Source organism: Alteromonas sp. KUL17 (assembly GCF_006538305.1).
Classification (GTDB): Bacteria; Pseudomonadota; Gammaproteobacteria; order Enterobacterales; family Alteromonadaceae; genus Alteromonas; species Alteromonas macleodii.
On the sequence record NZ_BJKJ01000001.1, the window covers coordinates 175,966 to 201,887 of the forward strand.

Below are 25,922 nucleotides of genomic sequence, written 5' to 3' on the forward strand. Positions count from 1 at the left end.
AAACAGCTTTAGAAAGTAACGTTAACACCCATAGTGAAACGACGGCCGTAGTGGTCAATTCGACCTCCGCGAACCCGTTGGTCGAAATAAGTGTGAATAGACTCATCGGTTAAATTAACGCCCTCAAATGACAAGCTTACTGAGTCATTCACGTTATAGGACAAACTGGTATCCAGGGTGCCAAAAGCGTCCTGAAATTGATCTGCAACTGCACCCACACCGTTACTTACCAAAAAGTCATCGCGCCAGTTATAAGCTAACCGGGCACCGACATTGCCATATTCCCAAAACACCACCAGGTTTGCGCTGTTTTCCGATAGACCAGCAAGTGGCTGGGCGACTAACGCGTCTCCTTCAGTTACCTCAACTTCACTCTCAACAAACGTGTAATTCGCTTGCACGCCCAGGCCGCTGAACGGAGCAGGTAAACTATCAAATACTTGTTGGTAAGCGATTTCGAGGCCAGAGATGTCGCCACTCCCCGTGTTCGACGGCGCACTGAGTATGACCTCTGTACCTTCTACATCCAGCAACTGCGCTTGCGTTGAAATAAAGGTTGTGATGTCTTTATAGAAATACCCCAGCGAAACATAACCTGAATCGGCAAAATACCACTCTGCAGATACGTCGTATTGCATTGCTTCGTAGGGTTCTAATAGTGGGTTACCTCCTTTCGCTGTGGGAGAATCTGTGCTGAATGTCAACCCAGGGCGTAAATCCGGTAGCGATGGACGCGTCAGTACTTTCGCAAATGCAGTGCGAAGCAAAACGTCATCGGTTAGTTCAACGTTGATATTTGCACTAGGCAACACCTCAACATAGTCCGACTCGAAATCAACGGCCTGGGGGTTGCCATCAATGATACTTGTTCCGGAAGGTGATTGACTTGCGCTTACCACGCGAAGCCCTATATTACCAAACACTGGTAATTCATCTCCTGTAGACAAATTCGCCATAACGTAGCCTGCCGTAATAGTCTCATCCACCTGATAGGAATTACGCTGGTCGCCAGCAGTCAGTGGTTGGCTAGTTAAATCACTGGTAAAGAACGTGCTAAAGAATGCATCTTCATTTGGCACTGCCCACACATCCGGATAATTACCGTCAACGTTCGACGCAAAATCAGATACCGGGAACGCTTCAAAGAACGAAGCATCGAATAACTCACCGCTGATCCCCTCTGAGACACGAATATCGCGACGGTTATAAATACGCTCCCGTTTACGCATGTGTACGCCAAATTCGACCGAGGATATCGCCCCATCGAAAAATCGCTCTGCATCTAACTTCAAGCCATAATCGCTGTCTTCAACTGTGATTGTTCTGTATTCAATTCGACGCCCTGGAAACAAGTTACTGTCAGTGATGTCAACGGGGAAAGTAAAAGAAGGTGCGTGTTTGAAACCCTGGCTATAGTCAAAACCTACTGCTTTGTCGTTTAATCGTATACGTGTGCGGCGAATTGGATCTACGGTTTCACTGTTGGCCTCTGACAAAGAGATATCTGCCGATAGATTCCAGTTATCCAACTTCCACTCATTGTTAATACCTACACTTAAGGTATCGTGCTCCGCCTCGGAACTCTCTCTGGATAACTGTAAATTGGTGTCGAGCGCCGTACCAGAAACGAGTGAACCACTCACAACAACAGGGTCTACAACCTCACCTCCCAACTCAATATCAATACCTATTTCATCAAACGCAACATTGAATTTTGAATAGAGCAAATCGATGTTCATTTCATGGCTATCGTTGCTTTTCCATTGTATTGCCGATGCCAGGGACTGACGCTTCCTTGTTTGCCTTTCGAGTGTTGGACGATTTCGCTGTGGTGCAAAAGCATCATCCAGCGTCCCCTCTCCCTCTTGTGCGCTCAACGCCCCTTTTATCCAATTAAAAGTAAACACGCGATCTTGCCGTAACTCCCGCTCCGAAAATGCTCCGGATACCAAAATACCAAAGTTTTTGTCACCACTGTTCCAGCTGTACAACCCCGATACTTTTGGATCTGTACTATCGGACAATTCGGTATAATTTGCTTTTGCAGCAACAGAACCAAAATTCCCCAGCTCTAGTGGTTTAAACGTCTGTATATTAACCAGACCGCCAATGGCACCTTCCTCCATATTGGCAGAAGGGGACTTTATGACCTCTAAGCCCGAAATAAGCTCTGAAGGTAGTATGTCGTAACGAAACTGACGGCCATTCTGACCGCTGTTTTCGACATTTTCGTTAACGGCAACACCACGGCCATTCAACTGAGTTACCTGAAACGTTGGTCCTAAACCACGGACACTTACTCCCAATCCTTCACCGCGATTGCGATCAATCTGGACACCAGGTACGAGCTGAAGCGCTTCTGCCACGTTTTCTGTTGGAAATTTACCTATATCTTCAGCGGATATGGCGTCGGTGACGGTTTCAGCCGTACGCTTCAGGTCCATGGCGCGCATTAGACTACTCGAGTAGGAACCCAAGACTAATACTTCTTCAATGGCTTGTTCATCTTGTGCCTGTACGGGCGATATCATGGCGGCAGATACTGCCAATGCTAAAGGCGCTAAGTTTTTATGTACTAACATGTCACTCTCCTAGTGATTTTTTAATGTGTTGACTAGAAGACGAAACAAAGGAAAAAATTAGGACAAAAAATACTGTGACAGTTTTGTGAAAGAAGAGTCGCGTTAGAGCGTAACCGCTACAGAGAACGTAAAACTCCTTCCGATATATTCCATTTCTTTCAGAGTGTTACCCTGATTTTGCCGAAAGTAAAACCGCACTGGTTCATCTAATAAGTTACGCCCACTGACGCTTAAAACAATATTGTCTGAAACAGCGTAGTTCACCTGCGCTGATAGAAATGACTGACGCCCGATGTAAGTATCAGGAACGTCTGTGACAGAACGAGTGAACAGGTGACTTTGCTGCACATCGAAAGCCAATCTGGTGGCAAATGCCTCTCTCTCATAAAACAGCTGTACTTTGTAATGCCAGCGTGCGACGGCTTCCAATGCTTGCTGATGATCATCAAGTACGACACCATTGAGCTGCAAACCGCCTCCCGAGGGCCCGAGATATTGAAAGTCTAACTCAACACCATTCAGTGAGAACGTATCGAGATTTTCAGGGCGCGATAGTTGATAGTGCTTTCCGTCGATATGTGCAGTTTGTGGAATAGAGCCTATGTAATCGTGTAATTCACGATGAAAAACACCAACATACATGGCTATATTTTTCGGTGACCACAGCCACCCAGCATCAAACTGTTTTGACGTTGTTGGTGACAGGTTAGGGTTGCCTCCCGTTGCTAATCGAACACCTTCGGTAGTGTTCAGGGAAAGACCTGGCTGAACATCGGCATAACTGGGTAAGGTGATTGATTCACCGTAACTCGCTTTTAGCAGCAGGCGTGGTGAGAAGATTTTTTTGATGCTGAGACTGGGGAGCCATTCGCTCTTGGCGTTATCAAACTGATGCATGGCCAGCGCCGTCATATTGTTGCGTATATTGAGCCCACTCACTTCGTTTTGCCAGTGTTGCCACCGCAGCCCAATATTTCCTGACCACCCATTATCCAATATTACATTCGCTGATATACGTGAACCAAAAACATACTCGTCAACGCCATAACTGCGTGTGCGGTCTTGAAGGGATGGACTACCAAAAACCAGTGACGAGGCAAACGCCTGTTGCGCTGAATAATTAGGTATCAACCAAAGCCTCGGTACATCCCCGGTAATTTGCCGGTTTAAAAAGTTATTTACCGAGATGTCTTCCAAGTACGCCATCGCAGGTGAATGTGATACCAGAACGTCGCCGCTGACTTTCATATCCTGGCGGCTATATCTACGGGATTGTTCCCGCCAATCAAGTCCAAAGGATACTTCATGAATCATCCCTCTCATGGGCTTAGTGAGCGCAAAGCGTAGTGAATGTCCTTCGTCGTTTACTTTAATATTTCTGGCACTAACATGCTCTGGTGAAGAATTTTCAAACACAGGTGATGCGGCGAAATCGATGTAAGGAGTTGCTTTCTTGCCGGCTAATTTTGCAAAAGAAAAGGTGAGCGGTTCGCTCTGAAAACGTGTTCGCCGTATGGGCTGAGAGGTGTAGCTCAGCGCAGAGGTTTTTGCCAAAGACATATCAGCGAACCACCCCTGCGTGTCGACCTGAAGCTCGACTATCGACGTTTGATTTATATGACGTTGTTCAGAACTATCCAACGCAGCCTTAACCACAATGTTGCTAAATTGCCCACCCACTAAGCTGTTGTTTTGTACAACTATGGAGTCGACGGTCGCACCTTTGGTATCAAGCCTCGCCAGCCATCGCTGTTCCACATATTGCGAAGTAAGTGAAGAATAAAAATGATCGGCGCTAAATATCATTGATGTATTTGGACGCCACTGTGTGGAGACAGAAAAACTCTCTGTGTCTCGCTTTTCTCGCTCGACAGTAATCGCCATTCTGTTACTTGGAATGAGTACACCCCCATCGATGCCATCCAGCAAGTAGCTATTACCGTTTGGCTCCCAATTCCAGGTATGAAAATGATCCTGTCGTATTTCCCGAGCGTTGTGATTAGCAGAAAGTAAAACCCCCCAAGATTTGTCGCTACTCAACCAATTTTGCAGCGTGTTAAAGTTTGCGCGAATTTTCTCACTATGTTCTGTTAACGTAGCACCCGCGCTAACTTTAGAAACCCGCTCACCTATAGTGAGTGGTCGTAAGCTTTGTACAAGAATAGTACTTCCTACGCCCCCCTCAACGACAGACGCAGTAGGATTCTTAACAACATCAATGCGCTCAACATGCTGTGCTGGCAAAACATCGAATCGAAAAGACCGCCCTGACTGCCCACTGTCTCTGACATTCTCATTCACTGCGAGAGGGTGACCATTTAATTGTGTTGATTGATAGTCAGGCCCAAGCCCTTTCACACTGACATTCAGCCCTTCACCAAAATCTCTTGCTACGGTAAGTCCCGATAGAAAGCCAAAGGCATCCGCAAGCGTATTTGCAGATGACGCATTTAAGCTTTGAAAGTTTGCTGTACTGAGAAACGAAGGTGTCTGTTTTCGCGACGCCAATTGGGCTTCTAAGGCGTTTTTCATGGCTTGTGTAGGCGTTTTTGTCACCGAAGACAGTCTTTCTCCGACAACCAATACTTTTTCTATTCTACTTTGCTTTTCTGCCGTTTCCTGCTCGGTTTGCGCACTCAACTTTGCTGCGCGTAGTTTTATTACTGCGCCGTCTCCAACAAACCGTACCTCTAGCGGGAGACCATCAACAAGAAGACTCAGTGCCTCAGCAAATGTGTATTCACCATTTAACGGGGCAACATTAAACTGTGAAATTGCCTGGCTATCGGCAATGACGGATTGCCGATATTGTTCCCCCAGGCTGGACAAAGCAGTAACCAGCGTACCTTCAGGAATGGATACAAACTGTTCATCACTCACCGTTTCTGCGTTCGCGCTGCTAGTAAAAAGCAAGATAACTATGGTGATGAGCAGTGCTTTTGCAATAATATGCATGACACCGTTACTGCGGTGTTAGGTAATAACTCTTTTGGCTCTCTTCAATTTCCAAATCGTACAATTCGCTTAGCATAGCCAGACTGTCAGTAGGCTTTAACAGCGAAAATGTGCCGGTCACAGAATATTCAGAGAGGCCAGGCGCGAGGTATACCGGTTTGTTTGTGTGGCGATTTATTCGTTCGACAATCTGTCTCATCGACATACTGTCAGCGTGTAACATGCCTGACATCCAATCCTCTTTCACGACGTGATCAAAACTCGTCACTGAAGACATGTTTCCAAAACGGTCCACACCCACTCGCTGTCCAACGGACAGTGTCACTGCTTGACCATCGGAGGGAGCAACCTTCACCACCCCTTCGAATACCTTTATTTCCATGCCTGTGCTGTCTGTGTCTACATTAAACGACGTGCCCAACACGGTGACTTTGCCAAAATCGGTAGAAATTTCAAACGGCCTTGTAGCATCTTTAGCTACATTGAAATAAGCCTCCCCTTTCTCCATGCTTACTTGCCTAAATTGAGTGGAAAAGACAATGGTTAGAGAGGTTGAGGCATTGGAGTGAATATGGGAACCATCTTCCAGTTCAAATTTTTCCCGCTCAGCAGTACCGGTAGCAAGTACTACCGATGCTGTGGTATCAGACGGTACAACGTTTGTTTGAGATGGCAGAAGAAAAAAAGTTAACGTTACAATCATGAAACATGCTGCTGCAGACCAAGCTACCTGATGCCATTTAGCAACTCTTTTCTTATCTGATATCGTTTCTTCAGGGCTGGACAATGCTTCCAGTAAAGCAGGATCATCCCATATTTGTTTCGCCAGAGCGTCATCCTGGATCGGGCAAGATCTATTTGAGTCATTTCGCGATGTCATTGCTTGCCCTTCTTCTCATTGAGCAACACTGCCATTTCTGCTTTCAGCGTGGTTAATGCCCGGGTAATATGTTTATTAACACTGTCCATTGAGAGGCCCAATTGTTGTGCAATTTCTTGTTTTTCTCTGCCCTTCACCCGGTACAAAATAAACACCTCTCGCCGAATTTTGGGCATACGTAATACTATGCGCTGATAAAATTCAATTCTTTGCGCATGCTCCATCACATCATCTAATTCACTCTTATCACAAGCAGGTTCATCTTCTAATACCTGATGTTGGCGGAACTGCTGACGATGCATGTCATGTACGATATTCTTTGCAACACGATGAGCGTAGTGCACGGGTTCTTCAATAGACTGTTTAACGCCTGCCATCTTTATGTAGGTATCATGGATCACATCGTCGACGTCTGATTCTCTACTCACGAGCTTTCGGATATAGCTGCGAAGAGAATGCGAGTACACGGTAGTGGATAGAATCGTATCCTTCATTATTATTCCGGTGGACGTGTTAAGGCCAAAAAACTTAAATTATTATCCGAATACGTGACATTTTTATGATAAAGCTATTGTGGCCTACAGCGTGACGACAATTTACCGCGTTAAAATCATTCAATGGTCTGACATTGAACGTCTCGGACTTCAAGGTTGCGGTGAGAGTACGGTCGCGTCGGAAAATACGAAAATCTTGCCTCAACGTATTCCAGGCCAATGTGTACCATGTTGGATAACTTTAATAGTGTGGCAGAATGACTCTTTTAATCTGTTCATTTTTCCTGTCTATGCAGTCAATTTCAACGTGCTGAGCAAATAAAAAGGCTTGCTGAAGCACTCACAGAGTGAGGGGGGGCATCTTGTTTACCTTGTTCCTTATGATTCGCATTGTAGACTGCTAAGTACAAATCTCTTGAAATGGCGTTCTAGCTAGCCTTGTTTCAGCCTTTGCGCCCAAGACATATTGCGGGCATGATACGGCTTTTCTGAATCTTTCGGATGTTCTTTTAAACAAGGACTATTCTTACTACGCTTAGATACGGTGACTTCTGCTCTTACATGACTGTTTGGTGCTAATACCCCGTAAAAACGCATGAGATTGAGCCGCGCTGGTGGCACTAGTGCGGCGAGTTTACTCACAAAGTCCAGCTGGCTGAAAAAAACGTGATTCGCGCCATTGCTGTAGGGCGTCTTTAGTTTATATCTCACCTTGCCTGAATTGCTCTGGCCGATGTCGTTTATAATTATGCGTGTGAGTGGTTAACAATGGCGTCCTTACCAGAGATTTGCAGCCCAGTGTACATATGGTTTTGCTGTCAATCTACTGACCTTTGAGATGGAAAATTCATTTTTCCAAGGTCCGCTTTATACCTCACAATAGACTCTCAGGTTTGGTTCCACTTTATCGCTAAAAGTATCAGGTTAAGTGACGACTAATCATCCTCACTTCCTAATACTTCTCTTTTTAACTTAAAACCGCATAAGGCTTTTCAAGTGCGCTTAAGCCTACACCGTTGCGTTTAATCACTTTAAGCTGGGTAGGAATACGCTCTTTCATGGCTTCAATATGGCTTATCACACCAATCATTTTTCCGCTGGCATTTAGGTTGTCTAGTGCATCAAGCGCCACATCCAAAGTTTCAGCATCAAGGGTGCCAAAGCCTTCATCCAAAAACAGTGAATCGATACTAGTTTTGTGACTGACCAAGTCAGATAAAGCTAAAGCCAGCGCTAGGCTCACTAAGAAACTTTCTCCACCAGACAGGGTTTTGGTATCTCGCACTACGTCACCTTGCCAGGTGTCTAATACACTTAAACCCAACCCTTCGTTTTCTTTTCGAATTAACTGATAGCGACCGTGTAATTTATCAAGCTGCTGATTTGCAAGCTGCACTAAGTTGTCCAGAGTAAGCCCTTGTGCAAAACGTCTGAATTTGTCGCCGCTGGCCGAACCAATTAACGAGTGTAGGTAAGTAATATCGTCGTAATAGGCCTCAAACGCAGCCATCTCATCCACAAGCTGTTGCTGCCTTTCGCGGGCTTGATTGTTAGCGCTTAGCTGCTGTTCTATTTGCCCTAAAGACGATAACAGCGTGTCACGCTGCTGAGCTTGCTGGGTAATTTTCGTATCGAGCCACTGTGCACCGTGCTCTTCTAACTCGCTCTGCCACAATGCTGCGTTAGCATGGGCTTTTAGCGATTGTTGGGTAGCTAGCGCGTTTTCTAGCTTTAAGTCCGCTTGTTGTTTTTGCTGAGTTAATCGCTTTTGCAGTTCAAGCAAGGTGTTGCGGGTATCTTCGTCTAAAAGGGCATTGCTAAACGCGTGCTCATCGGCAAATGGGCTGCTCGCCAACTGACGGCTAAAGTGCTCTGTTGCCTCTGTAAGTGCTTGCTCTTTTTCGTTTAGTTGTTCATTAAGCTGGGCAATTTCGGCTTCTAAACGAGACAATATAGTGTCCGTTTGTTGTAGACGAGATTTGCATTCACTCACGTTTCGCTCAGCCATTTCTTGGGCGGCGTTTGCCTTATTCCTTGTTTCAGCAATATTCCCTTCAGGGAATACGGTTGTGCGCGAGTCTCGCAGCGCCTTTAAACTATTATCTAGCTGCACAAGCTCTTCAGATACATCCTTTAGCTGATTCTCGGCACTTTCAATATCCCGATTGTTCACAAGCAGAGTCCTGCCTACCTCTTGCAACTCATCTTTAAGTTTAGCGTGTAGCTGATGATTGTGTTTATAGGTTTTAAGCGCTTCGGCTTTTTCATTTAACCACGAGGCAATTCCATCAATAGCCAAGTTGTGAATATCAGCACCGTGCGCCGTCATAGTTTCGCTGAGCGCTAAAAGACCATCGTTAACCCCTTTTGTTTTATTCTCTAACTCTGTGTTACGTTCGTTAAATTGCTTTTCCAAGGTTTCGCGCTGCTGCAGAGAAACTGCAAGTTCTGACTGCTTGCCTTGTAATGCCTGTTGCGCTTCATTTTTAGCCTGCAGTGCAGCATTTAGAGCTTGCTCGCACTCATCTAAACGGGTTAATTGAGCACTAATATCATCAAGACGAGTTTTAAACTGCTGGGTAAATTGAGCGACGCTTTGCGATGTATTAATGTCGACCTTTTCAAAGCTCGGTATATCAGCGCTAAGTACGCTTGAAATCTGCTGCCACTTTTCTAGCAGAGTATCTCGTTGCCCGCTTGCCTGTTCTAGCTGCTTATTAACCTGAGCAAGAGTGAATTCAGTTTGTGTAACGCTTTCTTTTGCCCGCGCCCCTTGCTGCTCAATATCATCTAGCTGCTGCTTTAAGCTATCTCGCTTTTGGATAGTTTCAGGTACATCAATCGCCACGCTAGACGTGGTGTGCTCGTTTGCCCCACAAACAGGGCATGGCTCGCCACTTTTTAACTGCGCGCGCAGGTGCGCCACTTCAGCATCCAGGGCAATAAGCGCCTCTATGTCTTTTAAATTACTGCGGGTTTGCTTGTAGGCATCAACCAAGGCTTGACGGTCAGATTGCTGCTGAGCTAGTTTCTTCGCTAAGTCTTCCTTTTGCGCACCCAGCGATACTTTCTCTTGTTCTAGTGTCAAATATTGCTGCTGAATATGCCCTATCTGTAACACGTTATCCCAATGATGGAGCTTGGTATCGCGCTCTTGCTGAAGGCTTGCTTTGCTGGCTGCATTAGCACTATTAGTATCACTTGGTTTGCCAGATAGCGCCGCCTGAAGTGCCTTTTCGCACTTTGCAACTTGTGCGTTTTTGTCATCGAAGGTCTGCGTTAACGCGCTTAACGACTCATTTGTTTTTGCAATAGCGTCATCTAGGGATGAAAGCGCCTGACGATGATTATTTACGCTTTGTGTCAGTGTCTCTAACTGCTTTTTATCATGTTCAATATGGCGCGCCGTTTCACTCCAGCCACTTAAAAATTCCGCTATACCGCTAAGTGATTGATGTTCACGTAAGTAGGTTTCCAGTTCACCAAGCTTGGTCTTGTTATCTGCCGAAGCGTTTTCGATTTCTGTGCGCTTTAGCGTTAACGCGTTTATTGACTGCCTTAAACGTGCCGCGTTTTCGTTTGCTTTTTGCTGTTCAGTAGTGAGCTGCGCTATTTGGTTATCTAGCGGAACTACCTGCTCATTTATGCGCTTTTCAAGCTCACTGCTTTGTTGCTTTGTAAGAACTAACGCTTGTTCAGCGTTGATCACTTCCAAACTGAGCTGTGCCTTTTGCGTTTTTAAGTCTGGCAACTGGGCTGCTTTCTCTTCAAGCCTTTCTTTATAACGGGTTACGTCTTGCTGAAGCCCGTTTCTTTGCAAAAATGGCAGGCGAAGCTTTTCAGCTGGCTCACTTTGGGTTAGGAGTTCAAGCTCATGCTTCTCCTCATTGATGGCGTTATTCGCGGTCTGCTGCGCTTCACTGGCTTCTTTTATGGTTAGCTCATTGGCGTTAAACGCTTGTTGCCACTGCTGTTGCTTTTGTAACTGAACAAGTGTTTGGTTAGACGTTGCAACTTGGCTCTTGGTTTGTGCTTGCTCTTCTTCAAGCTGGGTGATTTGCTCGTCGCTAAGCAAGGTTACGCCTTCCAGCTTTATCGCAAACTCTTTTTTCTTTTGTTTAGCGTCACTAAATTGCTGATGTACTGCCTGTGATATCTGCCCGTAAATTTCAGTGCCAGTTAACTCTTCAAGCAGCTCGGCTCGGTCGGCCTCGTTAGCATTTAAAAACGCAGCAAAATCCCCTTGCGACAACATCATAGACTTGGTGAAACGGGCAAAATTAAGGCCAGTCAGCTTTTCAATCTCTTCGCTTTTCGGCCTAACTTGGGTAGCCAATACCTCGCCGCTTTCAACTTCGGCCAGCTCAACATCAGCACTTTGCAGGTTACCGTCAACTTTCCCTCTGGCCCGACGCATACTCCAAAACGCACGGTATGCTTTCCCCTTAATATCAAACTCAACCTCCGCCAAACACTCCGCCGTGCCGCGGGTCATGATGTCGTTGTTAGACGTTGAAATTGGCCCCAAGCGAGGGGTTTGGTGATAAAGCGCTAAACAAATGGCATCAAGTAGGGTGGTTTTACCTGCCCCTGTTGGGCCAGTTATGGCAAACAGGCCATTGTCGATAAACGGCGACTGGGTGAAATCTATCTTCCACTCCCCTTTTAAGGCGTTTAGATTTTTAAGGCGTAAGGTCAATATTCTCATTGTATTACTCGCCTTTGTTGTCTGTCGTGTTTGCCAGTGAGGTCTCTACTGGTACTTCAGCATCTTCATCATTGCTGTGCACTTGCTCTACTGCTTCATTGAACAGCTGCCTTATCCGGTTTATGCGTGGAGCGCTTTTTTCTGAACCTGCTTGTTCCATTGCTCGGGTGCTTTGGTCGTCATCTAGCAAGGTTCCTTGTGCCGACTCAGTTGGTGCCAACTCACTTGTTGGATTGTCTTCTATGCTCTCCAATGCCAAACGCGCTTCAAATACATCGTTTACCGATAGTTCACTAAGCTGAACGTTTTGCTTTTCTGTTAGGCTATTTACCATGCGCTTACGCTTGCGTTTCAACTGTAAAATCTCAGCGTTTTTCCCTTCTAACAAGCCCTGAATACGCTGCTGTAGATCAGTCAGATAGTCTTCTGTTTCAACTTCAATGCATAACCACACTGGGTCTTTAGAGCTAATGGCGTTATCCGTTGCGCTAACGGTTTTATTAAACTCGCTAAGGGCTTTATCCACTTCGCTAACGGCATCATCTGTTTGAGAAGCTAACGTGATGGCATCGCTTTCATTAATGGCCGCCTCAATCGCTTTTAAGTCGCCTTTTATGACTTCCATGGCCTGAAAGCGCGGTACCGGAAGCGTTGAGATAGTTGGCGTTGTGCTTTTTATTTCAAACGTAACCAACACCACTTGCTTTTGTGTGTTTAGTTCATCAAAACTTAGCGGTATGGGCGAGCCTGAGTAGCGAATGTGTTCGGTTTTAGCCACTTTTTGTGGCCTGTGAATATGCCCAAGTGCAATGTAATCGGCGGGCGGAAACCCTTTGGCGTCAAAGCCTTCAAGGGTGCCAATGTAGATATCGCGTACACTTTCTGACTGACTCACGCCTAAAGCGGTTAAGTGCCCTGTAGCAATAATAGGAATGGCAGCGCTATTTTTACTGCCCTCCTCTCCTTGTTTTTCTTCAATTGAAGCGCGCAGTGACAAGGCTTCATTATAAAGCGCCCCATAATGCTGCTTTATCGCATCGCCAAGCGCTTGACGCTTGTCAGTGCCGCTTTGCCCTGCCTCACTGACAAGCACATCACGTGGGCGAATAAAGGGTACGGCACACAGTACAGCACTGGGCTGCCCCTTGCGATCGTTAAGCGTAATGACTTGTTCACTCAATTCGCCGTATGTACTGGCAATTACGTGGCTATTTAAGTATTTCAGTAGCGCCTTACTTTCGTTCAATACCGATACTGAATCGTGATTTCCCCCCAGCACCACCAATGTACACTGCATCCCCTGAAGTTCACCGATAAACGCATGGTAGAGCTCTCTGGCGTAGCTAGGCGGCGTGCCCGTATCAAACACATCACCCGCGACAATAATCGCATCTATTTGATGCACTTCTACTTGTTGAAGAAGCCATTTAAGGAAAGCGGCGTGTTCGTTTTTGCGACTTTTCGTAAAAAAACTCTGACCTAAGTGCCAGTCAGATGTATGCAATATTTTCATGTAGAAGTGAACCAGGCTTGTTGCATTGGAGATAGAGAAACGCATTCGGCGCAATGGCGCTGCTGCTATGGAGTGTCGATGTTGCTCAACGCACCGTACAGCAACTATAGAGATTTTGTGGTTTTATGACAATGGTTTGTCTGTGATGCATGTTCACAGGGAGCAGGTAAAAAAAGAGGCACCACACGCTTTAATAAACGTCTGGTGCTCAGGATATTATTTTGATGAAAACAACCCAAAGCTAAAAGCTGGCAGAGTAATCTGTGTTTCACCGTTGTCAGAAGCGGAAATTTTAGCGGCTCCTGAAACAACTAAGTAGCTTTCATACTGCTGAGAAACCGTTACCGTTTGCTGCTCGGCTGACACGTTAAACACAACTAAAAGTGCTTCGTCATTTTGTTGCACCACGCCCCCGTTTGGCATTGTGTCATTCGCTACGCGGGCGAAGGCAAACACCTGCTTTTTATCATCAAAGAACTTATTTTCTTGCACTCCATATTGAAGTAACGGCTGCTGCTTGCGAATCGCAGCGTACTCTGCAATAGATTTGTACAGCGGGTGCTCAGGGTTGAAGTTGTCATTTTTAGTGGTTTGCTCAGTACCTAACAACGTATTGTCGTTATAGCTAGCTACCTTAGATGGCATCATATCTTCTCTGGCATCCACATCATTACCATCACCGGTAAAGCCTTGCTCATCGCCATAGTAAACGACGGGTACGCCGCGAGAGAAAAACATCATGGCATGTGCCAGCATACTGCGCTGCAGCTTTTCTTCGTTAGACGCATTGGGTAAATGCTTATTTAAGAAGAAGCCCGGGCGACCCATATCGTGATTGCCTAAAAAAGTAAGCAGTTGATTAACGTTGCTGTCTTCGTCATTGTAAAGGTGATCTTGTGCTATCAGAGTTTCAATGGTCGACACTGGCTTGTCTTCAAAGAACACGCCTCCCACCGCACTTTGAAATCCAAAATCAAGCACGGCAGGAAGTTTACCCTCGGTAGTGAATGAACTTAGCGCTTCAGGGTTTGGGTCATACACTTCACCAAATACATGAAAGTTCTTAATTCCCTCAGCTTTAGCGTGCGCCATAATTGCCGGTGAGAATGCTTGCCAAAATGGCAACTGGACGTGCCTTACCGTATCAATTCTAAAGCCGTCAGGTTTAAATTCACTGATAAGCTTGGTGTAAATATCAATCATCCCTTTAACCACTTCAGGGTCTTCAGTATTGATATCATCTAACCCATTAAAATCGCCATATAAACTATTTTCACCTTCAAAAGTTGTATCACCTTGATTGTGGTAAAAGCGCGGGTCGTTTAGCCATTCTGGAAATTTCTCACCCTGCTCTTTTTCTGGAACAAAAGCACGGTAAGTCCCTTGCTCTTTCACTTCCTGCAAGCTGCGATAAGTGCACTGGTCTAGTCCACTTTTAAACGAACCGTCGGCGTTGTGGCACTCTTCATACTTAATCACGTCTGCCGTATGGTTAGTAATGATATCGAAAAATACTTTAATATCTTTTTTATGCGCAGTGTCAATCAAGCGCTTTAAATCGGCGTTACTGCCAAAGTGAGGGTCAATTTCGGTGAAGTCGACTATCCAATATCCATGGTGGGCAAAACCGCCTTTCTGCACAGCTTTATTACGCAAAATAGGTGTCATCCAGATAGCGGTGATCCCCATAGATTTCAGGTAATCCAGTTTTTGTTCGATGCCCGCCATGTCGCCACCATGAAACGCCCATTTAGACGTTGTGTCGAGACCTCCGTGAGAGATCGATCCTTTTGGTGCCCCGCTGTCGTTACTTACATCGCCATTGTTAAATCTGTCTGGCATAACGAAGTAGAAGACGTCTTCGCGCACGTCGCGCTTTAAGTAACTACTTTGTGGCTGTGCCGCATTGTTGCTCTCGCCACTGTTCGTCACACCGCTGTTAGCGGTCTCTATTGTTAAGAGATGGGCTGCAAGCAGTTAACGCAAGCAATATTGCGGTAAAGGCCATTGTCATTTTAGATGTTTTTTGAATCATTAACCTGTTCCTTAGTAGGTTAAAACTGAGCAATAATATTTTGAGCTAGCGCTTCGTCATCAAACTCGGCCATACCGCTAATTCCTATTGCACCCACGACTTTGCCTGCCTTATCTTTTACAGGTACACCACCCGCCATACCTGTGATGCGAGGGTCGGTCCAAAAGTTAATGGTTTTGCTCGTTTCTTTTGCCCACGCAGCAAGCTGACTGGTTTTTTGCCTGTCTCTGGCTGCCGTATAAGCCTTGTTCTGCGCTAGTAGACAGGTTTGCGGGCTAGTTTCATCCATACGAGAGAACGCGATAAGTTCACCCACACTGTCTACAACAGCAACGGCAATGTGTTGATTGTTTTCTTGCGCCCAATGAATGCTGTCTGTAATCATTGATTGAGCTTGCGCTAAAGAAATAGAACCCATCATGGTAACTCCATCCCTTTTGCACTTACGTACAATGCGTACCAGTCTTCCCGAGTAAGCGTCACTGTAACGGCTTCTGCACTTGCTTTAATACGCTTGGGGTTTGCCGAACCAACAATTGGCTGAATGTTGCTGGGGTGGCGCATTAACCAAGCCAACACGATTGCGTCGGGCGATACACCATATTTTTGCGCTAAGGTCGCAACGAGTTTTTTAGTCGCTTCTTCTTGCGCAGTTAGCGTGGCGGGTGCTCCGGTATATTTACCCTGGCTTGCTGGCCCCCACGACTGCATTTGAATGTTGTTTTGCTTTGCGTATTGAAGTGTGCCCGCTGTAAAGTTCACATGCTGCCCATCTGGGTTACCGACATAAATACCTTCATCCACAAAGCCTAAGTTAGTAAGACTCATCTCAACCTGATTTGCAATAAGCGGCTGATTAATATAGTGATAAAGATGCTGCATTTGTACGCCGCTCATATTCGACACGCCAAAGCGCTTAACCTTACCGCTATCAAACAAGGCATCAAATGCAGCGGCAACCTCCTCTTCTTCCATCAATGGGTCTGGGCGGTGCAGCAAAAGCAGGTCGAGATATTCCGTATTTAATCGCGAAAGCGTGTTTTCAACAGAAGTGACAATCCAGTCTTTCGAAAAATCGTAACGTTTGGGCCCGTGTTCATCTTCAAAACGAATCCCGCATTTAGACTGAAGCACTATCTCTTCCCGCAAGTTAGGGCGAGCTTTTAACACTTCACCAAATGCTTGTTCTGCTTTACCCATTCGGTATATATCAGCATGATCGAACACGGTAATACCGGCTTCTAGCGCAGCATCGACCGCCGCAAAAGCATGCTGGGTTTGATCTTTGGTTAATGGGTTAAAGTCCCACTCTCCACCAATAGCCATACAGCCATAAACCAGCTGACTGGCGTGTGAAATGTACTGATTTAGAGGAAGGTTTTTCATATACACCGCTCGCAAAAAAGAATTAATAAAGGCCTTTCGGATAGCTCAAGTTTACGCTTGCCGTTACCACCTTTCAGCGCACAATAGCGAAATCATTATTCTTTATAGCGAATAGCTGTATTCCATATATAATCACTAACTCTACATTTTCTGATGTGACGTTGCTCAAGACGCAGTTTTTCGAGCATGTTGTGAATATTTATCTCCGATTTAATCTCGTGTAAAAAGTAACAAGCCAATGAAACCACATAAAAAAGTCGAGCGATTGATGCTGTTTAGTGCGGTAGCAGAAACCTTAAGCTTTGGTGCTGCGGCAGAGAAAATGCAGATATCGAGGGGCTACCTGTCGGAGCAAATAAGGGAGCTTGAACTTGCGTTAGGCGTAAAGTTGCTGCAGCGCTCAACACGCCAAGTAAGTCTTACCAACGAAGGTAAACAAGTGTACGCCGATACACAGAAGATTAATCGCAGCGTGGTAGAGCTAGAGCAAAATTTAGTACGTGAGCAAACGCAGCTGGAAGGAATAATCGCCATTACGGCGCCGAATATGTTTGCGCACTACTTGTTAAGCGAACTGTGTTTTTCCTTCTCGCAGCAGCATCCTGATGTTTCGTTCCATTTAGATACCAGCTATCAAAGGCACGACTTAAACCGAGGTCATTTCGACTTGGCGTTTCGCTCTACTAACAACCCGCCGCAAGATATGGTGGCCAAGCAATTATTTACTTATAGCCATACCATAGTTGCAGCACCGCAATACCTTAAGCAAGCCGGCACACCCAAAGTGTTGAGCGATTTAGATGCGCACCAGTGCTTTTGCGGCCCCGACCAAGATAACTGGCTCATAAACGGTAAGCGCACAGCGGTTAAAGGCTGGTTAAAACTTAATGATAATCTGGCGCTCATTCAGCATGTGCTGGAAGGCCGCGGCATTGCAAGACTGCCAAGCTATGTGGCGAAAAAGCATAGTAAGGCGGGTGAACTGGTCGCACTTTTTGAAGAAATTAAGCTGGGGTCGACACCGAGTGAGCCTCCAATAAAAAGCACCAGTCAGCTGTTTGTTGTGCACCCACAGCGTCCCCATCAATCGCTAAGAATAAAAGCCTTTTTAGACACAGTTAAACAAGCACAACACGAAGGTTATTTTAGTGGATAAGTACTCAAACTGTCAGCGCTTACCTTCCGCTATTCACGTGCGTAATGAGTAGCAATAAGGCTTGAAAGCTTCGCTTAGGCTTTATTATTCCTTGGCGTACTATTATCGACGTTAAAGGGTCAATCAAACAGGCTGATAAATATTATCCCAGTAGTCATCAAGTATCTTCACAGCATCGTTAAGCGCCCGCGCCATAAAAATATCGCCGTATTGTTCGACTAGTTCCATGTCCACCAGCTTATTAATAGCGTCAGTAACGTCGAAATCGAGCGCACAATCAAGCTCTTCTGAAAAGTAACTTTCTATTACACTATCGAGGGTTGCTAATGTCATTCCACCAGCGGCAATCTCGCGCTCTGCACGCACCGCGCAGAATGCAGCACCACCTTCTACAGACACTTCACTACATTTCAGCAAAAATGTATAAGCCAACAAAGCTTCTTTGCAGTCCTCTTCCTCTGCTGCATCAATTAACGTATGAAACACGCCTGCATTATTGTCTAAATTTTTAAAATAGAGATTGTCAGACAATGCTTTCATAAACCTGATTTTTCTGTTTTTAAACTTTGTCCATTCCTTAAAGATAAAGCTGCCGAATACACCCATGCCAATACCAAAAGTTATTAGGCTTTGCTTAGTCAATTCCACTTCATCGTCTTTAAAGCCAAGCCAAAAGGCCAGAAAAGATGCCATGAGAAGTAGCGATGCGCCTAACTTAGTCACTAGCACCACGGTGCCACCTATTGCCGCCGATGCACTAATGATCAACTTATCTAGCGGACGCATTTTGACTTCGCTATTGGGAAACAGCATCTCCAAGTCTGCTTTAGGTACGTTTTGGAAAAGCTTTATTATGGTGGAACCAGGTTTAAAGGTAACTGGCGTTTGCCCTTTCTCTTTGAAGTAGGCTTCATCTTTAAAAGTGATATAAACAGCCACTTTGTCGTAGTTGGTAAATGACACCTGCTTTTTTCGCAACCCGAAAAAAGTACGCAGCGTTTCAGTTTTTACCGACTCGCCCCGTCGATAAAACACCACATCTTCAAAGTCTTCGAAGCTAACCGCAAGGCGCACTTTAAACAGCGACTCTTCGTTTAATGCTGCTTCTAAATCTTCGTTTGTGACTTTTTCAAAATTGGCTGCGTTTAATAGATTGGCAAACGCACTCGAAAACGCCTTTTGGCTTTGCTTTCTCGTAGCTTCACTTGAAGGTGTAAGATCGCGGGTGTCTTTGTTTGGATCAAAGTCGTTATAGCTATCTTTCAGACCCTCAAGTTGCTCATGATATTGATAGTGTATGCGATTAACGAGCAATGTTGAGAACGTACGAAAAAGAGTCCTCTCTTGCACAATTACGTTTTCACACAATCTACTAACATCATGTTTGCGAAATGGGATAAAGCGTTCTAATGGCATCGAGTGGTCTTATTAGTTCGAATGTTTCTTGTTAGATGGAAATAGTTACCGTTATGTAACAATGAAAACAACCACTTATAGATAAATTAAGCCTAATTGATAATGCCTTAGACATAGGCTTCGCCTAATGTCTAAACGACATAAATGTTAAATATAGTTAACATAGACTACGCTAATTCTTAATTATACTTGTAATTTTCGGAGACGTTATGCTCGTATCAAGTTCTCGATACAATAATGACATTTCGGCTCTTAGGGACGAGAGCCAAGGCTTGCTTGGCACGCTGGATGCGTTCAAAAATACAATGGCCTATGCCATCTATAGTACTGATGGACAGTGCACATTTGCCTCTCCCGTATTACTTTCCATTTTGGATTACCCAAATTCAACCGCAACGTCGTTTTCCCATGCGGCAATGCGCGTTGAAGGTGTTGAACCTGAGTCACAGTACAAATCGTTTTGGCAACACTTAGTCAATGGCGGCAGCTTTAGCGACACGGTTGCAAGAAAATCGGCGTTAGGTGAAACGAAGTGGCTTAAGGCAAGCTATGTAGCGGTGAATAAGCATGGCGTTACAGAAATTCATGCCATTTACCACGATATCACTGAACATGAAAACGCCTATTTTGCCGGTAAAGCAGTGACTGACGCACTAAACAAGTCGATGGCGGTAATTGAGTTTCATCCTGATGGAACAATTATCACGGCAAATGAGAATTTTACTGCAACAGTGAAATACAGTTTGGCCGACATTCAAGGTAAACACCATCGCATGTTCTGTCGCGATAAGTTTTATCAAGAAAATCCTAATTTTTGGGATAACCTTGCCCGCGGTAATTTCTCTTCAGGTCAGTTTGAGCGCGTAGATGCGCACGGTAACGCATTGTGGTTGGAAGCAACGTACAACCCCGTGTTTGACGCTTCGGGCCGAGTAGTAAAAGTTATTAAATTTGCATCTAACATTACCGATGCAATTAACGAAAAGAATGCAATCGCACAGGCGGCGGAACTCGCAGTATCAACGGCAGAAGAGACGTCTCAAATTGCCCATGAAGGAGCCTCGTCACTTCAACGAAGCGTTGAGATTTTCAATACAGCCATGTTAGAAGTTGAGCAAACCAATCAACTTATGCACGAACTGAGTGAGCAATCGCTAAAAATTGAAACCATTGTGACAACAATCAGTGGCATTGCTGAGCAAACCAACCTTTTAGCACTAAATGCTGCTATTGAAGCTGCACGTGCAGGCGATCAAGGTAGAGGATTTGCTGTAGTAGCAGATGAAGTGAGGCAGCTAGCGCAACGTACCAGCGATTCGACTGTGGAGATTGAAAGTGTAGTGGCAGAGAACAGAAAGCTTGCTGACAAATCCACGAAGAAAATGGCAGGCGTTAAAGACAGTGTTGACCAAAATAGTCAACAGATTGCGCAAGTGCAAAGCATTATTGATGAAATTCAAAAAGGCGCATTGAATGTATCTGAAACTGTATCAGGTATTCTACGCTAGCAGTCCTGTTAAATTAGTAAAAAGGGCTGTTGTATCATCAACAGCCCTTTTTTAATCCGCTTTTTCACACAGCCGATTTTTCGCGTACGCATACGTACAAGCCTAGCACCGTTTAATTGTGGGGGTTATTTTGCGTGCACCACGCTAGAACAGTAAATGAAATACGACCTTTCAAAATAATTCGCCAAATAGTAGTATTTTTGACCACTGCGTTCTATCTGAGCCTATCGTCGTCTAAAATTTCGTTTTATTAAGCGATAAAACACACTGCTTACCTTATTTGGCTTAAATAAAAAATTGTCTTAGCTTACAATGCGCTGATGACTTATCCCGTTCCAGCTAAACAGGTTGAAACCCTGTACGAAATTAAGAAAAGCAAATTCATTGCTTGTGCCGGCTTTGCAAATTCTCGTGAAAGTGCAATGGCGCTTTTAGATAGTGTGAAACAACGGTATCCCGACGCCAGACACCATTGCTGGGCTTATGTTTTTGGCAACCCTAACTCGCCAAGTAGCGCGGCGATGGCTGATGACGGCGAGCCTAGCGGCACTGCCGGTAAACCCATATTAAATGTACTCCAACACAAAGATATCGGCGACATCATGATTATTGTCACGCGTTATTTTGGCGGAATTAAATTAGGTGCGGGGGGATTGGTAAGGGCTTACTCGGCTGCAGCACAGCAAGCCGTAGATGCTCTTGAGGTAAGACAAGAGATAAAGCTGGAACCGCTTAGCGTAGACATCGATTTCAAACACGAGCAGTTTGTACGTCACTTGGTAGAGCAAGCTCAAGGTAAAATTGCGAACTGTAACTATGGAAACAGTGTGGTAATAAATGTTGAGCTACCTTTAGATGCACTGGAGGACTTTAAAAAGCAGATGGCCCCCATTGCTTTTTCAGTGTCAGTTGAAAACGAGTAAGCCCTAGAAAACAATAAGCAAGCGATAAAATTAGGGCTAGCTTTTGATGGTTTCTATATGTAAATAAAAAAGGCTCTGAAAACCACCAAAGCCTTACCTTTTTATCTCACATAACTAGGGCCTGTTGACCTTATCCTTTAAAGGTGCCTCGAATGGGGTAGTTGTTATCTGGGTTACGTATAAATTCCAAGCCTGATACGAGTTGCTCTAAGTCAGGGCGCACAAACGGCGCGTTTGCTATTTCAGCAATATGAATGTCGTTTTTTTCATTCACTACAAATAGCGCAGGTTCAGCAAAATTGTGGTCGGTTTCTTTATCTGAGCGCGGCTTGGAGATGTATAACCCAAGTTTTTCCATATCTTCTTGCGAGAGACCGTAAGCGATAGGGAACGTAATCGACAGGTCGTCTAGATGCTCATCGAGCTGTGCTTTGCTGTCACCACTTACAGCCACCAAATCAATATTGAGCTCGCGTAGACGACCTTTATAATCTTCTAATTTGTTCAGGAATTTAGTACATATTGGACAGTGTTTACCGCGATAAACAACCACCATTTTCCAATCACATCCCTCTTCTTTATTGGTAAGCGACACCGTTTCCTCTGTGGATAGGGTTGCTGAGACATCGGGAAATGTCGTTGCTGGATGCATTTTTTGCGTATACATAAAAACTCCTTAAAGTCGGTTTAATCCTTCAAAGTACAAGCGAGATCGCGATAAGCTGCTTTGTACAGATACACATCAAAGTAAAATTCTATACGTTGTACCCAACTTTCAGATCGTTTATTTGAACAATTGTTCAAATTTTTATTATTTTTCCTCTCGCGTTTTCTATACCAGTGACAGACACAAAAAAAGCAGCTCAATTGAGCTGCTTTTATTTTTTAGCCAAGTAACGGTAATCTACAAACGTAGACCTTTACTGTCGTTATCACAAAAACGAAGGTCTTCTTATCAAGACCGGTTCGCATGAGTCTAATAAAGTCTTAGTTCACATAGCCTTCATTAGCTTTCACAGTAAGTGGGTGATAGCCCGGTTTCGCTTCTTCAAATGCGCGTTTAGCAAACGCCTTGCCTTCAGGTGTTTTTGATAGCTCGCGGTAAAGGGGCTTAACAAGCTTATTGCGCCCTATCGACACCAAATAGCTATACAAACGATCAAACGCAGGCTGATAGTTATTCTCTACTGCAATCATCAACCAGCTGTGAGCAATTTCATTATTTTTAGTAGAGGTAAGTGAAAATGCTGAATCTAGCTCAGCCAGCTGTGCGCTGCTTAGCGATTCGGGCATGTTGTTAAGGAAATATAACCACTCGTGTACAGTCCATTGCGCGGTTTCAATATCCGCCGCTTTCACGTCGCCAGAAAGCCACGCGCTTCGTGTGTCATCGATTTTAGTGAACGCATCAGATTCTGGCTGTGGCGCTCCCTCGGGAATGCCTGGTTCAAAAATCCACGTTTGAATGCGCTCTGCATCAAGCTTATCCGGGTACTGTTTTAATAAGGTATCATCTAAATAAGCGATGAACGTGTCAGTGGTAATGCTCTTAAAGGCAAAGTCTTTAAAGTATTGCATTAAGAACGCATCAAAGTTTTCTCGGCCAATTTTCTGTTCAATTTCACGTAAGAACAGTGCGCCTTTTTCATAGGGAATATTTGAGAAAACATCGTCCGGATTGCGACCACGAAGGTCGATGGCCAGGATCTCATCATTTTCTTCTAATGCGGCAACATCGTTCTCCAGGTCTTGATAACCTAGAACAGCTTCTTTTTTGAAACGATCATGGCCGTAGATCATTTCCATAATTCGGTATGTTAAGTAGGTTGTGAAGCCCTCGTTTAACCACAGATCACGCCATGTAGCGTTTGTTACCGTGTTACCAGACCAGCTGTGCGCCAGTTCATGAGCAATCAATGAAACCAAGCTTTTATCACCCGCGATAACCGTTGGCGTGATAAACGACAAACGAGGGTTTTCCATACCGCCAAACGGGAATGACGGTGGTAGAATTAGCAGATCGTAACGGTCCCACTGGTAAGGTCCATAGGTTTCTTCTGTTACTTCTAACATCGCCTCAGTGTCTTCAAATTCTTTCGCTGCACTTTCAAGTAGCGCAGGCTCAGCATACACACCGGTACGCTCACCCATGGCTTTAAATTCTAAATCACCTATAGCCAACGCAATAAGATACGAAGGGATAGGCTGTGGCATGGTGAACTCATATTCACCATCGCGCTCGGTGGTAGGATCGTTTGACGCACTCATCACCGCCAACAGCGCTTCAGGTGTCTTAATGGTCGCGTCATAGGTTACGCGTACTTGCGGTGAGTCTTGAAGCGGAATGAAGCTTCGCGCGTGAACCGCTTGCGCTTGGGTAAACAGGAACGGGTGCATTTTACCTGCAGTTTGCGCTGGCGTTAACCATTGTACGCCAGACGCTTCAGGTGAGGTTGAATACGCAACCGTTACTGCGTTTGCGGAACTAGGTAACGTAATCGTAAGAGGTGTACCTAAATCAGGGTCAACCTCTCCCATTTCAAAAGGAACACTTTCACCGTCTACGGTAACACTTTGAATGTCCAATGCTCGCGTATCTAGCACCAATGTGTTGTTGTCGGGCTTTTCACGCTTTACATCAAGCGTTACGTCGCCAACAAGCTGCTTGGTCTCAAAGTTTGCAGTTAGGTTTAGGCTGAGATGGGTAACCCGAATCTCATTAGGGTTCGCGAAGGAGTGATAATCTACCCCAGAGGCAATAGCCGCGTCAGCTTGGTTTGCTACTGCAACATTTTGTGCTTCAGTGTCTGAAGTCGAGCCTACGCTGACGGCTTGATCTTTGTCTGTCTTGGCTGCGTCTACATTGCTGTTGTCGCTGCATGCGAACAAAACAGGCGCGCATACGAATGTAGCCAGTAATCCGTATTTTTTCATATAACTTCCTAAAGGATGATTGATACGATCTCAGTGTATCAATCTGTTATATGACTGGCGACTCTAATTCGAAGAGCTGCGTTGTAACTGCGCTATATTTCGAAAAGCAGTAAGGGTTAACGTGAATAAGTGCAGGATAGCTACGCCATCTGACGAAGGCGTAGCTATCTGACGAGGGCATTAACTATCTGCGTTAACCGCTGACTCGTTTGCCGTTTAATTAAGCAAGGCTAATATCTACTTCAATGTTACCGCGGGTCGCATTTGAGTATGGGCATACTTGATGCGCAGTTTCCACCAAGCCTTGCGCTTGTGCTTTGTCCATATCGCCCAAATCTACCGTCAGTTTTACTGCAATAGCAAAGCCTTGTTCAATAGGTCCAATTGCAACGTTGCCAGTTACACTAATGTCATCGGCCAGCTTAATTTTTTGCGATGCAGCCACATGCTTAAGTGCACCGATAAAGCACGCAGAATAGCCCGCTGCGAACATTTGTTCAGGGTTCGTCCCTTCTCCACCTGCACCGCCCAACTCTTTGGGTGTAGAGAGTTTAAGGTCTAGCTTACCATCACTTGATTTAGCTGTTCCTTCACGACCACCCGTTGCTGTTGCACTTCCGGTATAAACGACTTGTTGAAGTTTATGCATAGTTACTCTCCTCATAGGTTTATTTAAACAACTACTTTGCATGCAAAATAAATTATCACCAAACCAACTTGCAGATCAAGTTCTTTGTATGCAAAATATTATTGTTAAGAAAAAGCCGTATCGATAAGGGTTAAGCGTCATGTCAGAATTATTGAAGTTGGAAAATCAGCTTTGCCACCGTTTTTATACGCTGTCGAATGCATTCACTCGTGCTTACCGCCCCCTTCTTAAAGCGCTGGATATCACCTATCCTCAATATGTGACGTTAATGGCGCTATGGGAAAATGACGGCATTACTATTGCCGAGCTTCTGGAGAGAACGGCCATAGATGGTGGTGCTATGTCGCTGATTCTTAAAAAGCTACAAGACAAAGGCTTTTTAGTTGTCACTAAAGATAAAGCCGACAAACGCGTTAAGCGCGTTCAACTCACTGAAACGGGCAAGAAGAAGAAAGCCATAGCAGAAGACGTGCCTGTGCAAATGCTCTGCAAGCTTAATGGCATGACTGCAGATGAAAGCCGTACGTTAAAAGTCCTACTGGACAAATTAGGCGGCTGTTTTGAGAATGCAGATTTAAACTAGTCCGGATAGATAATCACCACTCAGCCCTACATTCCCAAGCATTGCTAGGAAACTTGCCAGCGCCTTGTGAGTGGGCAATTATCTATGCGTATTGGTATTTTAACCTCTTTTTGTAATCTGATTGTCATCAGATTATTGACGTTTTCTGTTATTATTTTCGCATTGAGCGAACAAGTGTGCGCTATAATTGTCCTAATGGA

General features: G+C 45.0%; 19 protein-coding genes and 1 pseudogene. 5 read left to right on the forward strand and 15 right to left on the reverse strand.

All coding sequences use genetic code 11. The features are described 5' to 3' along the window. Positions 1-8: 8 nt before the first annotated feature. The 11 genes from KUL49_RS00720 to KUL49_RS00765 all read right to left on the reverse strand — a co-directional run bounded on the left by KUL49_RS00720 (position 9) and on the right by KUL49_RS00765 (position 16,553). Positions 9-2,582 (reverse strand): TonB-dependent receptor, encoded by a 2,574-nt coding sequence (locus tag KUL49_RS00720; protein WP_131135977.1) that lies wholly within the window; start codon positions 2,580-2,582, stop codon positions 9-11. A 102-nt stretch (positions 2,583-2,684) separates the two neighbouring features. Further along, complete coding sequence (locus KUL49_RS00725) at positions 2,685-5,537, reverse strand: TonB-dependent receptor (protein WP_131135978.1); 2,853 nt, start codon at positions 5,535-5,537, stop codon at positions 2,685-2,687. Between the two features lie 7 nt (positions 5,538-5,544). After that, a complete protein-coding gene (locus KUL49_RS00730; protein ID WP_131135979.1) occupies positions 5,545-6,417 on the reverse strand; it encodes a FecR family protein in 873 nt (290 codons plus the stop codon). Continuing rightward, entirely contained in the window at positions 6,414-6,911 is a 498-nt protein-coding gene (locus KUL49_RS00735) for an RNA polymerase sigma factor (protein WP_131135980.1), read from the reverse strand. Before KUL49_RS00735 ends, KUL49_RS00730 begins: the two co-directional genes overlap by 4 nt. Before the next feature lie 34 nt (positions 6,912-6,945). Beyond that, positions 6,946-7,131 carry a hypothetical protein gene (locus KUL49_RS20995; RefSeq protein ID WP_258312596.1) on the reverse strand — a complete coding sequence of 62 codons (186 nt, stop codon included), beginning with the start codon at positions 7,129-7,131 and terminating at the stop codon, positions 6,946-6,948. Between the two features lie 212 nt (positions 7,132-7,343). Next, positions 7,344-7,661 (reverse strand): transposase, encoded by a 318-nt coding sequence (locus KUL49_RS00740; protein ID WP_308805563.1) that lies wholly within the window; start codon positions 7,659-7,661, stop codon positions 7,344-7,346. Between the two features lie 217 nt (positions 7,662-7,878). After that, entirely contained in the window at positions 7,879-11,619 is a 3,741-nt protein-coding gene (locus KUL49_RS00745) for an AAA family ATPase (RefSeq protein WP_131135981.1), read from the reverse strand. A gap of 4 nt (positions 11,620-11,623) precedes the next feature. Then, positions 11,624-13,132: an exonuclease subunit SbcD gene (gene sbcD / locus KUL49_RS00750; protein ID WP_131135982.1), complete on the reverse strand. Its 1,509-nt coding sequence runs from the start codon at positions 13,130-13,132 to the stop codon at positions 11,624-11,626. A gap of 216 nt (positions 13,133-13,348) precedes the next feature. Continuing rightward, a complete protein-coding gene (locus tag KUL49_RS00755) occupies positions 13,349-15,064 on the reverse strand; it encodes an alpha-amylase family glycosyl hydrolase (RefSeq protein WP_242633684.1) in 1,716 nt (571 codons plus the stop codon). 122 nt (positions 15,065-15,186) lie between these two features. Continuing rightward, positions 15,187-15,588: a heme-binding protein gene (locus tag KUL49_RS00760; protein ID WP_230598743.1), complete on the reverse strand. Its 402-nt coding sequence runs from the start codon at positions 15,586-15,588 to the stop codon at positions 15,187-15,189. Beyond that, positions 15,585-16,553, reverse strand: a complete 969-nt coding sequence (locus KUL49_RS00765; protein WP_131135984.1) for an aldo/keto reductase family oxidoreductase — start codon at positions 16,551-16,553, stop codon at positions 15,585-15,587. The genes KUL49_RS00760 and KUL49_RS00765 overlap by 4 nt, the downstream gene beginning before the upstream one ends. Positions 16,554-16,791: 238 nt before the next feature. Here KUL49_RS00765 and KUL49_RS00770 point away from each other — a divergent pair, with 238 nt between their 5' ends. Beyond that, a complete protein-coding gene (locus KUL49_RS00770; protein WP_014975775.1) occupies positions 16,792-17,709 on the forward strand; it encodes a LysR family transcriptional regulator in 918 nt (305 codons plus the stop codon). A gap of 123 nt (positions 17,710-17,832) precedes the next feature. Here KUL49_RS00770 and KUL49_RS00775 read toward each other — a convergent pair whose 3' ends face one another. Next, positions 17,833-19,125: a TMEM143 family protein gene (locus KUL49_RS00775; protein ID WP_131135985.1), complete on the reverse strand. Its 1,293-nt coding sequence runs from the start codon at positions 19,123-19,125 to the stop codon at positions 17,833-17,835. A gap of 665 nt (positions 19,126-19,790) precedes the next feature. Between KUL49_RS00775 and KUL49_RS21495 the strand changes: the two are divergent. The 3 genes and pseudogenes from KUL49_RS21495 to KUL49_RS00785 all read left to right on the forward strand — a co-directional run. Next, positions 19,791-20,102 (forward strand): annotated as a pseudogene (locus KUL49_RS21495) (PAS domain-containing protein); the annotation flags it as partial. 123 nt (positions 20,103-20,225) lie between these two features. Then, positions 20,226-20,633, forward strand: a complete 408-nt coding sequence (locus tag KUL49_RS21500; RefSeq protein WP_321825600.1) for a methyl-accepting chemotaxis protein — start codon at positions 20,226-20,228, stop codon at positions 20,631-20,633. Positions 20,634-20,953: 320 nt separating this feature from the next. Beyond that, complete coding sequence (locus KUL49_RS00785; protein ID WP_131135987.1) at positions 20,954-21,556, forward strand: YigZ family protein; 603 nt, start codon at positions 20,954-20,956, stop codon at positions 21,554-21,556. Positions 21,557-21,686: 130 nt separating this feature from the next. Here KUL49_RS00785 and KUL49_RS00790 read toward each other — a convergent pair whose 3' ends face one another. From KUL49_RS00790 to KUL49_RS00800, 3 genes are all read right to left on the reverse strand, one after another. Then, positions 21,687-22,223, reverse strand: a complete 537-nt coding sequence (locus KUL49_RS00790; protein ID WP_131135988.1) for a redoxin domain-containing protein — start codon at positions 22,221-22,223, stop codon at positions 21,687-21,689. Positions 22,224-22,543: 320 nt separating this feature from the next. Next, a complete protein-coding gene (locus KUL49_RS00795; RefSeq protein ID WP_131135989.1) occupies positions 22,544-24,490 on the reverse strand; it encodes a M1 family metallopeptidase in 1,947 nt (648 codons plus the stop codon). A 220-nt stretch (positions 24,491-24,710) separates the two neighbouring features. Continuing rightward, entirely contained in the window at positions 24,711-25,139 is a 429-nt protein-coding gene (locus tag KUL49_RS00800) for an organic hydroperoxide resistance protein (RefSeq protein ID WP_014948414.1), read from the reverse strand. Between the two features lie 139 nt (positions 25,140-25,278). Between KUL49_RS00800 and KUL49_RS00805 the strand changes: the two genes are divergently transcribed. Continuing rightward, positions 25,279-25,722 carry a MarR family winged helix-turn-helix transcriptional regulator gene (locus tag KUL49_RS00805; RefSeq protein WP_131135990.1) on the forward strand — a complete coding sequence of 148 codons (444 nt, stop codon included), beginning with the start codon at positions 25,279-25,281 and terminating at the stop codon, positions 25,720-25,722. Positions 25,723-25,922 lie beyond the last annotated feature (200 nt).

What these genes read in the sequence shown, in the direction of transcription:
- KUL49_RS00800 (WP_014948414.1), bottom strand. Translation starts at nt 25,139, where the DNA reads ATGCATAAACTTCAACAAGTCGTTTATACCGGAAGTGCAACAGCAACG.
- KUL49_RS00790 (WP_131135988.1), bottom strand. Translation starts at nt 22,223, where the DNA reads ATGTATACGCAAAAAATGCATCCAGCAACGACATTTCCCGATGTCTCA.
- KUL49_RS00760 (WP_230598743.1), bottom strand. Translation starts at nt 15,588, where the DNA reads ATGATGGGTTCTATTTCTTTAGCGCAAGCTCAATCAATGATTACAGAC.
- KUL49_RS00765 (WP_131135984.1), bottom strand. Translation starts at nt 16,553, where the DNA reads ATGAAAAACCTTCCTCTAAATCAGTACATTTCACACGCCAGTCAGCTG.
- KUL49_RS00725 (WP_131135978.1), bottom strand. Translation starts at nt 5,537, where the DNA reads ATGCATATTATTGCAAAAGCACTGCTCATCACCATAGTTATCTTGCTT.
- KUL49_RS00720 (WP_131135977.1), bottom strand. Translation starts at nt 2,582, where the DNA reads ATGTTAGTACATAAAAACTTAGCGCCTTTAGCATTGGCAGTATCTGCC.
- KUL49_RS00795 (WP_131135989.1), bottom strand. Translation starts at nt 24,490, where the DNA reads ATGAAAAAATACGGATTACTGGCTACATTCGTATGCGCGCCTGTTTTG.
- KUL49_RS00745 (WP_131135981.1), bottom strand. Translation starts at nt 11,619, where the DNA reads ATGAGAATATTGACCTTACGCCTTAAAAATCTAAACGCCTTAAAAGGG.
- KUL49_RS00785 (WP_131135987.1), top strand. Translation starts at nt 20,954, where the DNA reads ATGACTTATCCCGTTCCAGCTAAACAGGTTGAAACCCTGTACGAAATT.
- KUL49_RS00775 (WP_131135985.1), bottom strand. Translation starts at nt 19,125, where the DNA reads ATGCCATTAGAACGCTTTATCCCATTTCGCAAACATGATGTTAGTAGA.
- KUL49_RS00730 (WP_131135979.1), bottom strand. Translation starts at nt 6,417, where the DNA reads ATGACATCGCGAAATGACTCAAATAGATCTTGCCCGATCCAGGATGAC.
- KUL49_RS21500 (WP_321825600.1), top strand. Translation starts at nt 20,226, where the DNA reads ATGTTAGAAGTTGAGCAAACCAATCAACTTATGCACGAACTGAGTGAG.
- KUL49_RS00805 (WP_131135990.1), top strand. Translation starts at nt 25,279, where the DNA reads ATGTCAGAATTATTGAAGTTGGAAAATCAGCTTTGCCACCGTTTTTAT.
- KUL49_RS00770 (WP_014975775.1), top strand. Translation starts at nt 16,792, where the DNA reads ATGAAACCACATAAAAAAGTCGAGCGATTGATGCTGTTTAGTGCGGTA.
- KUL49_RS00735 (WP_131135980.1), bottom strand. Translation starts at nt 6,911, where the DNA reads ATGAAGGATACGATTCTATCCACTACCGTGTACTCGCATTCTCTTCGC.
- sbcD (WP_131135982.1), bottom strand. Translation starts at nt 13,132, where the DNA reads ATGAAAATATTGCATACATCTGACTGGCACTTAGGTCAGAGTTTTTTT.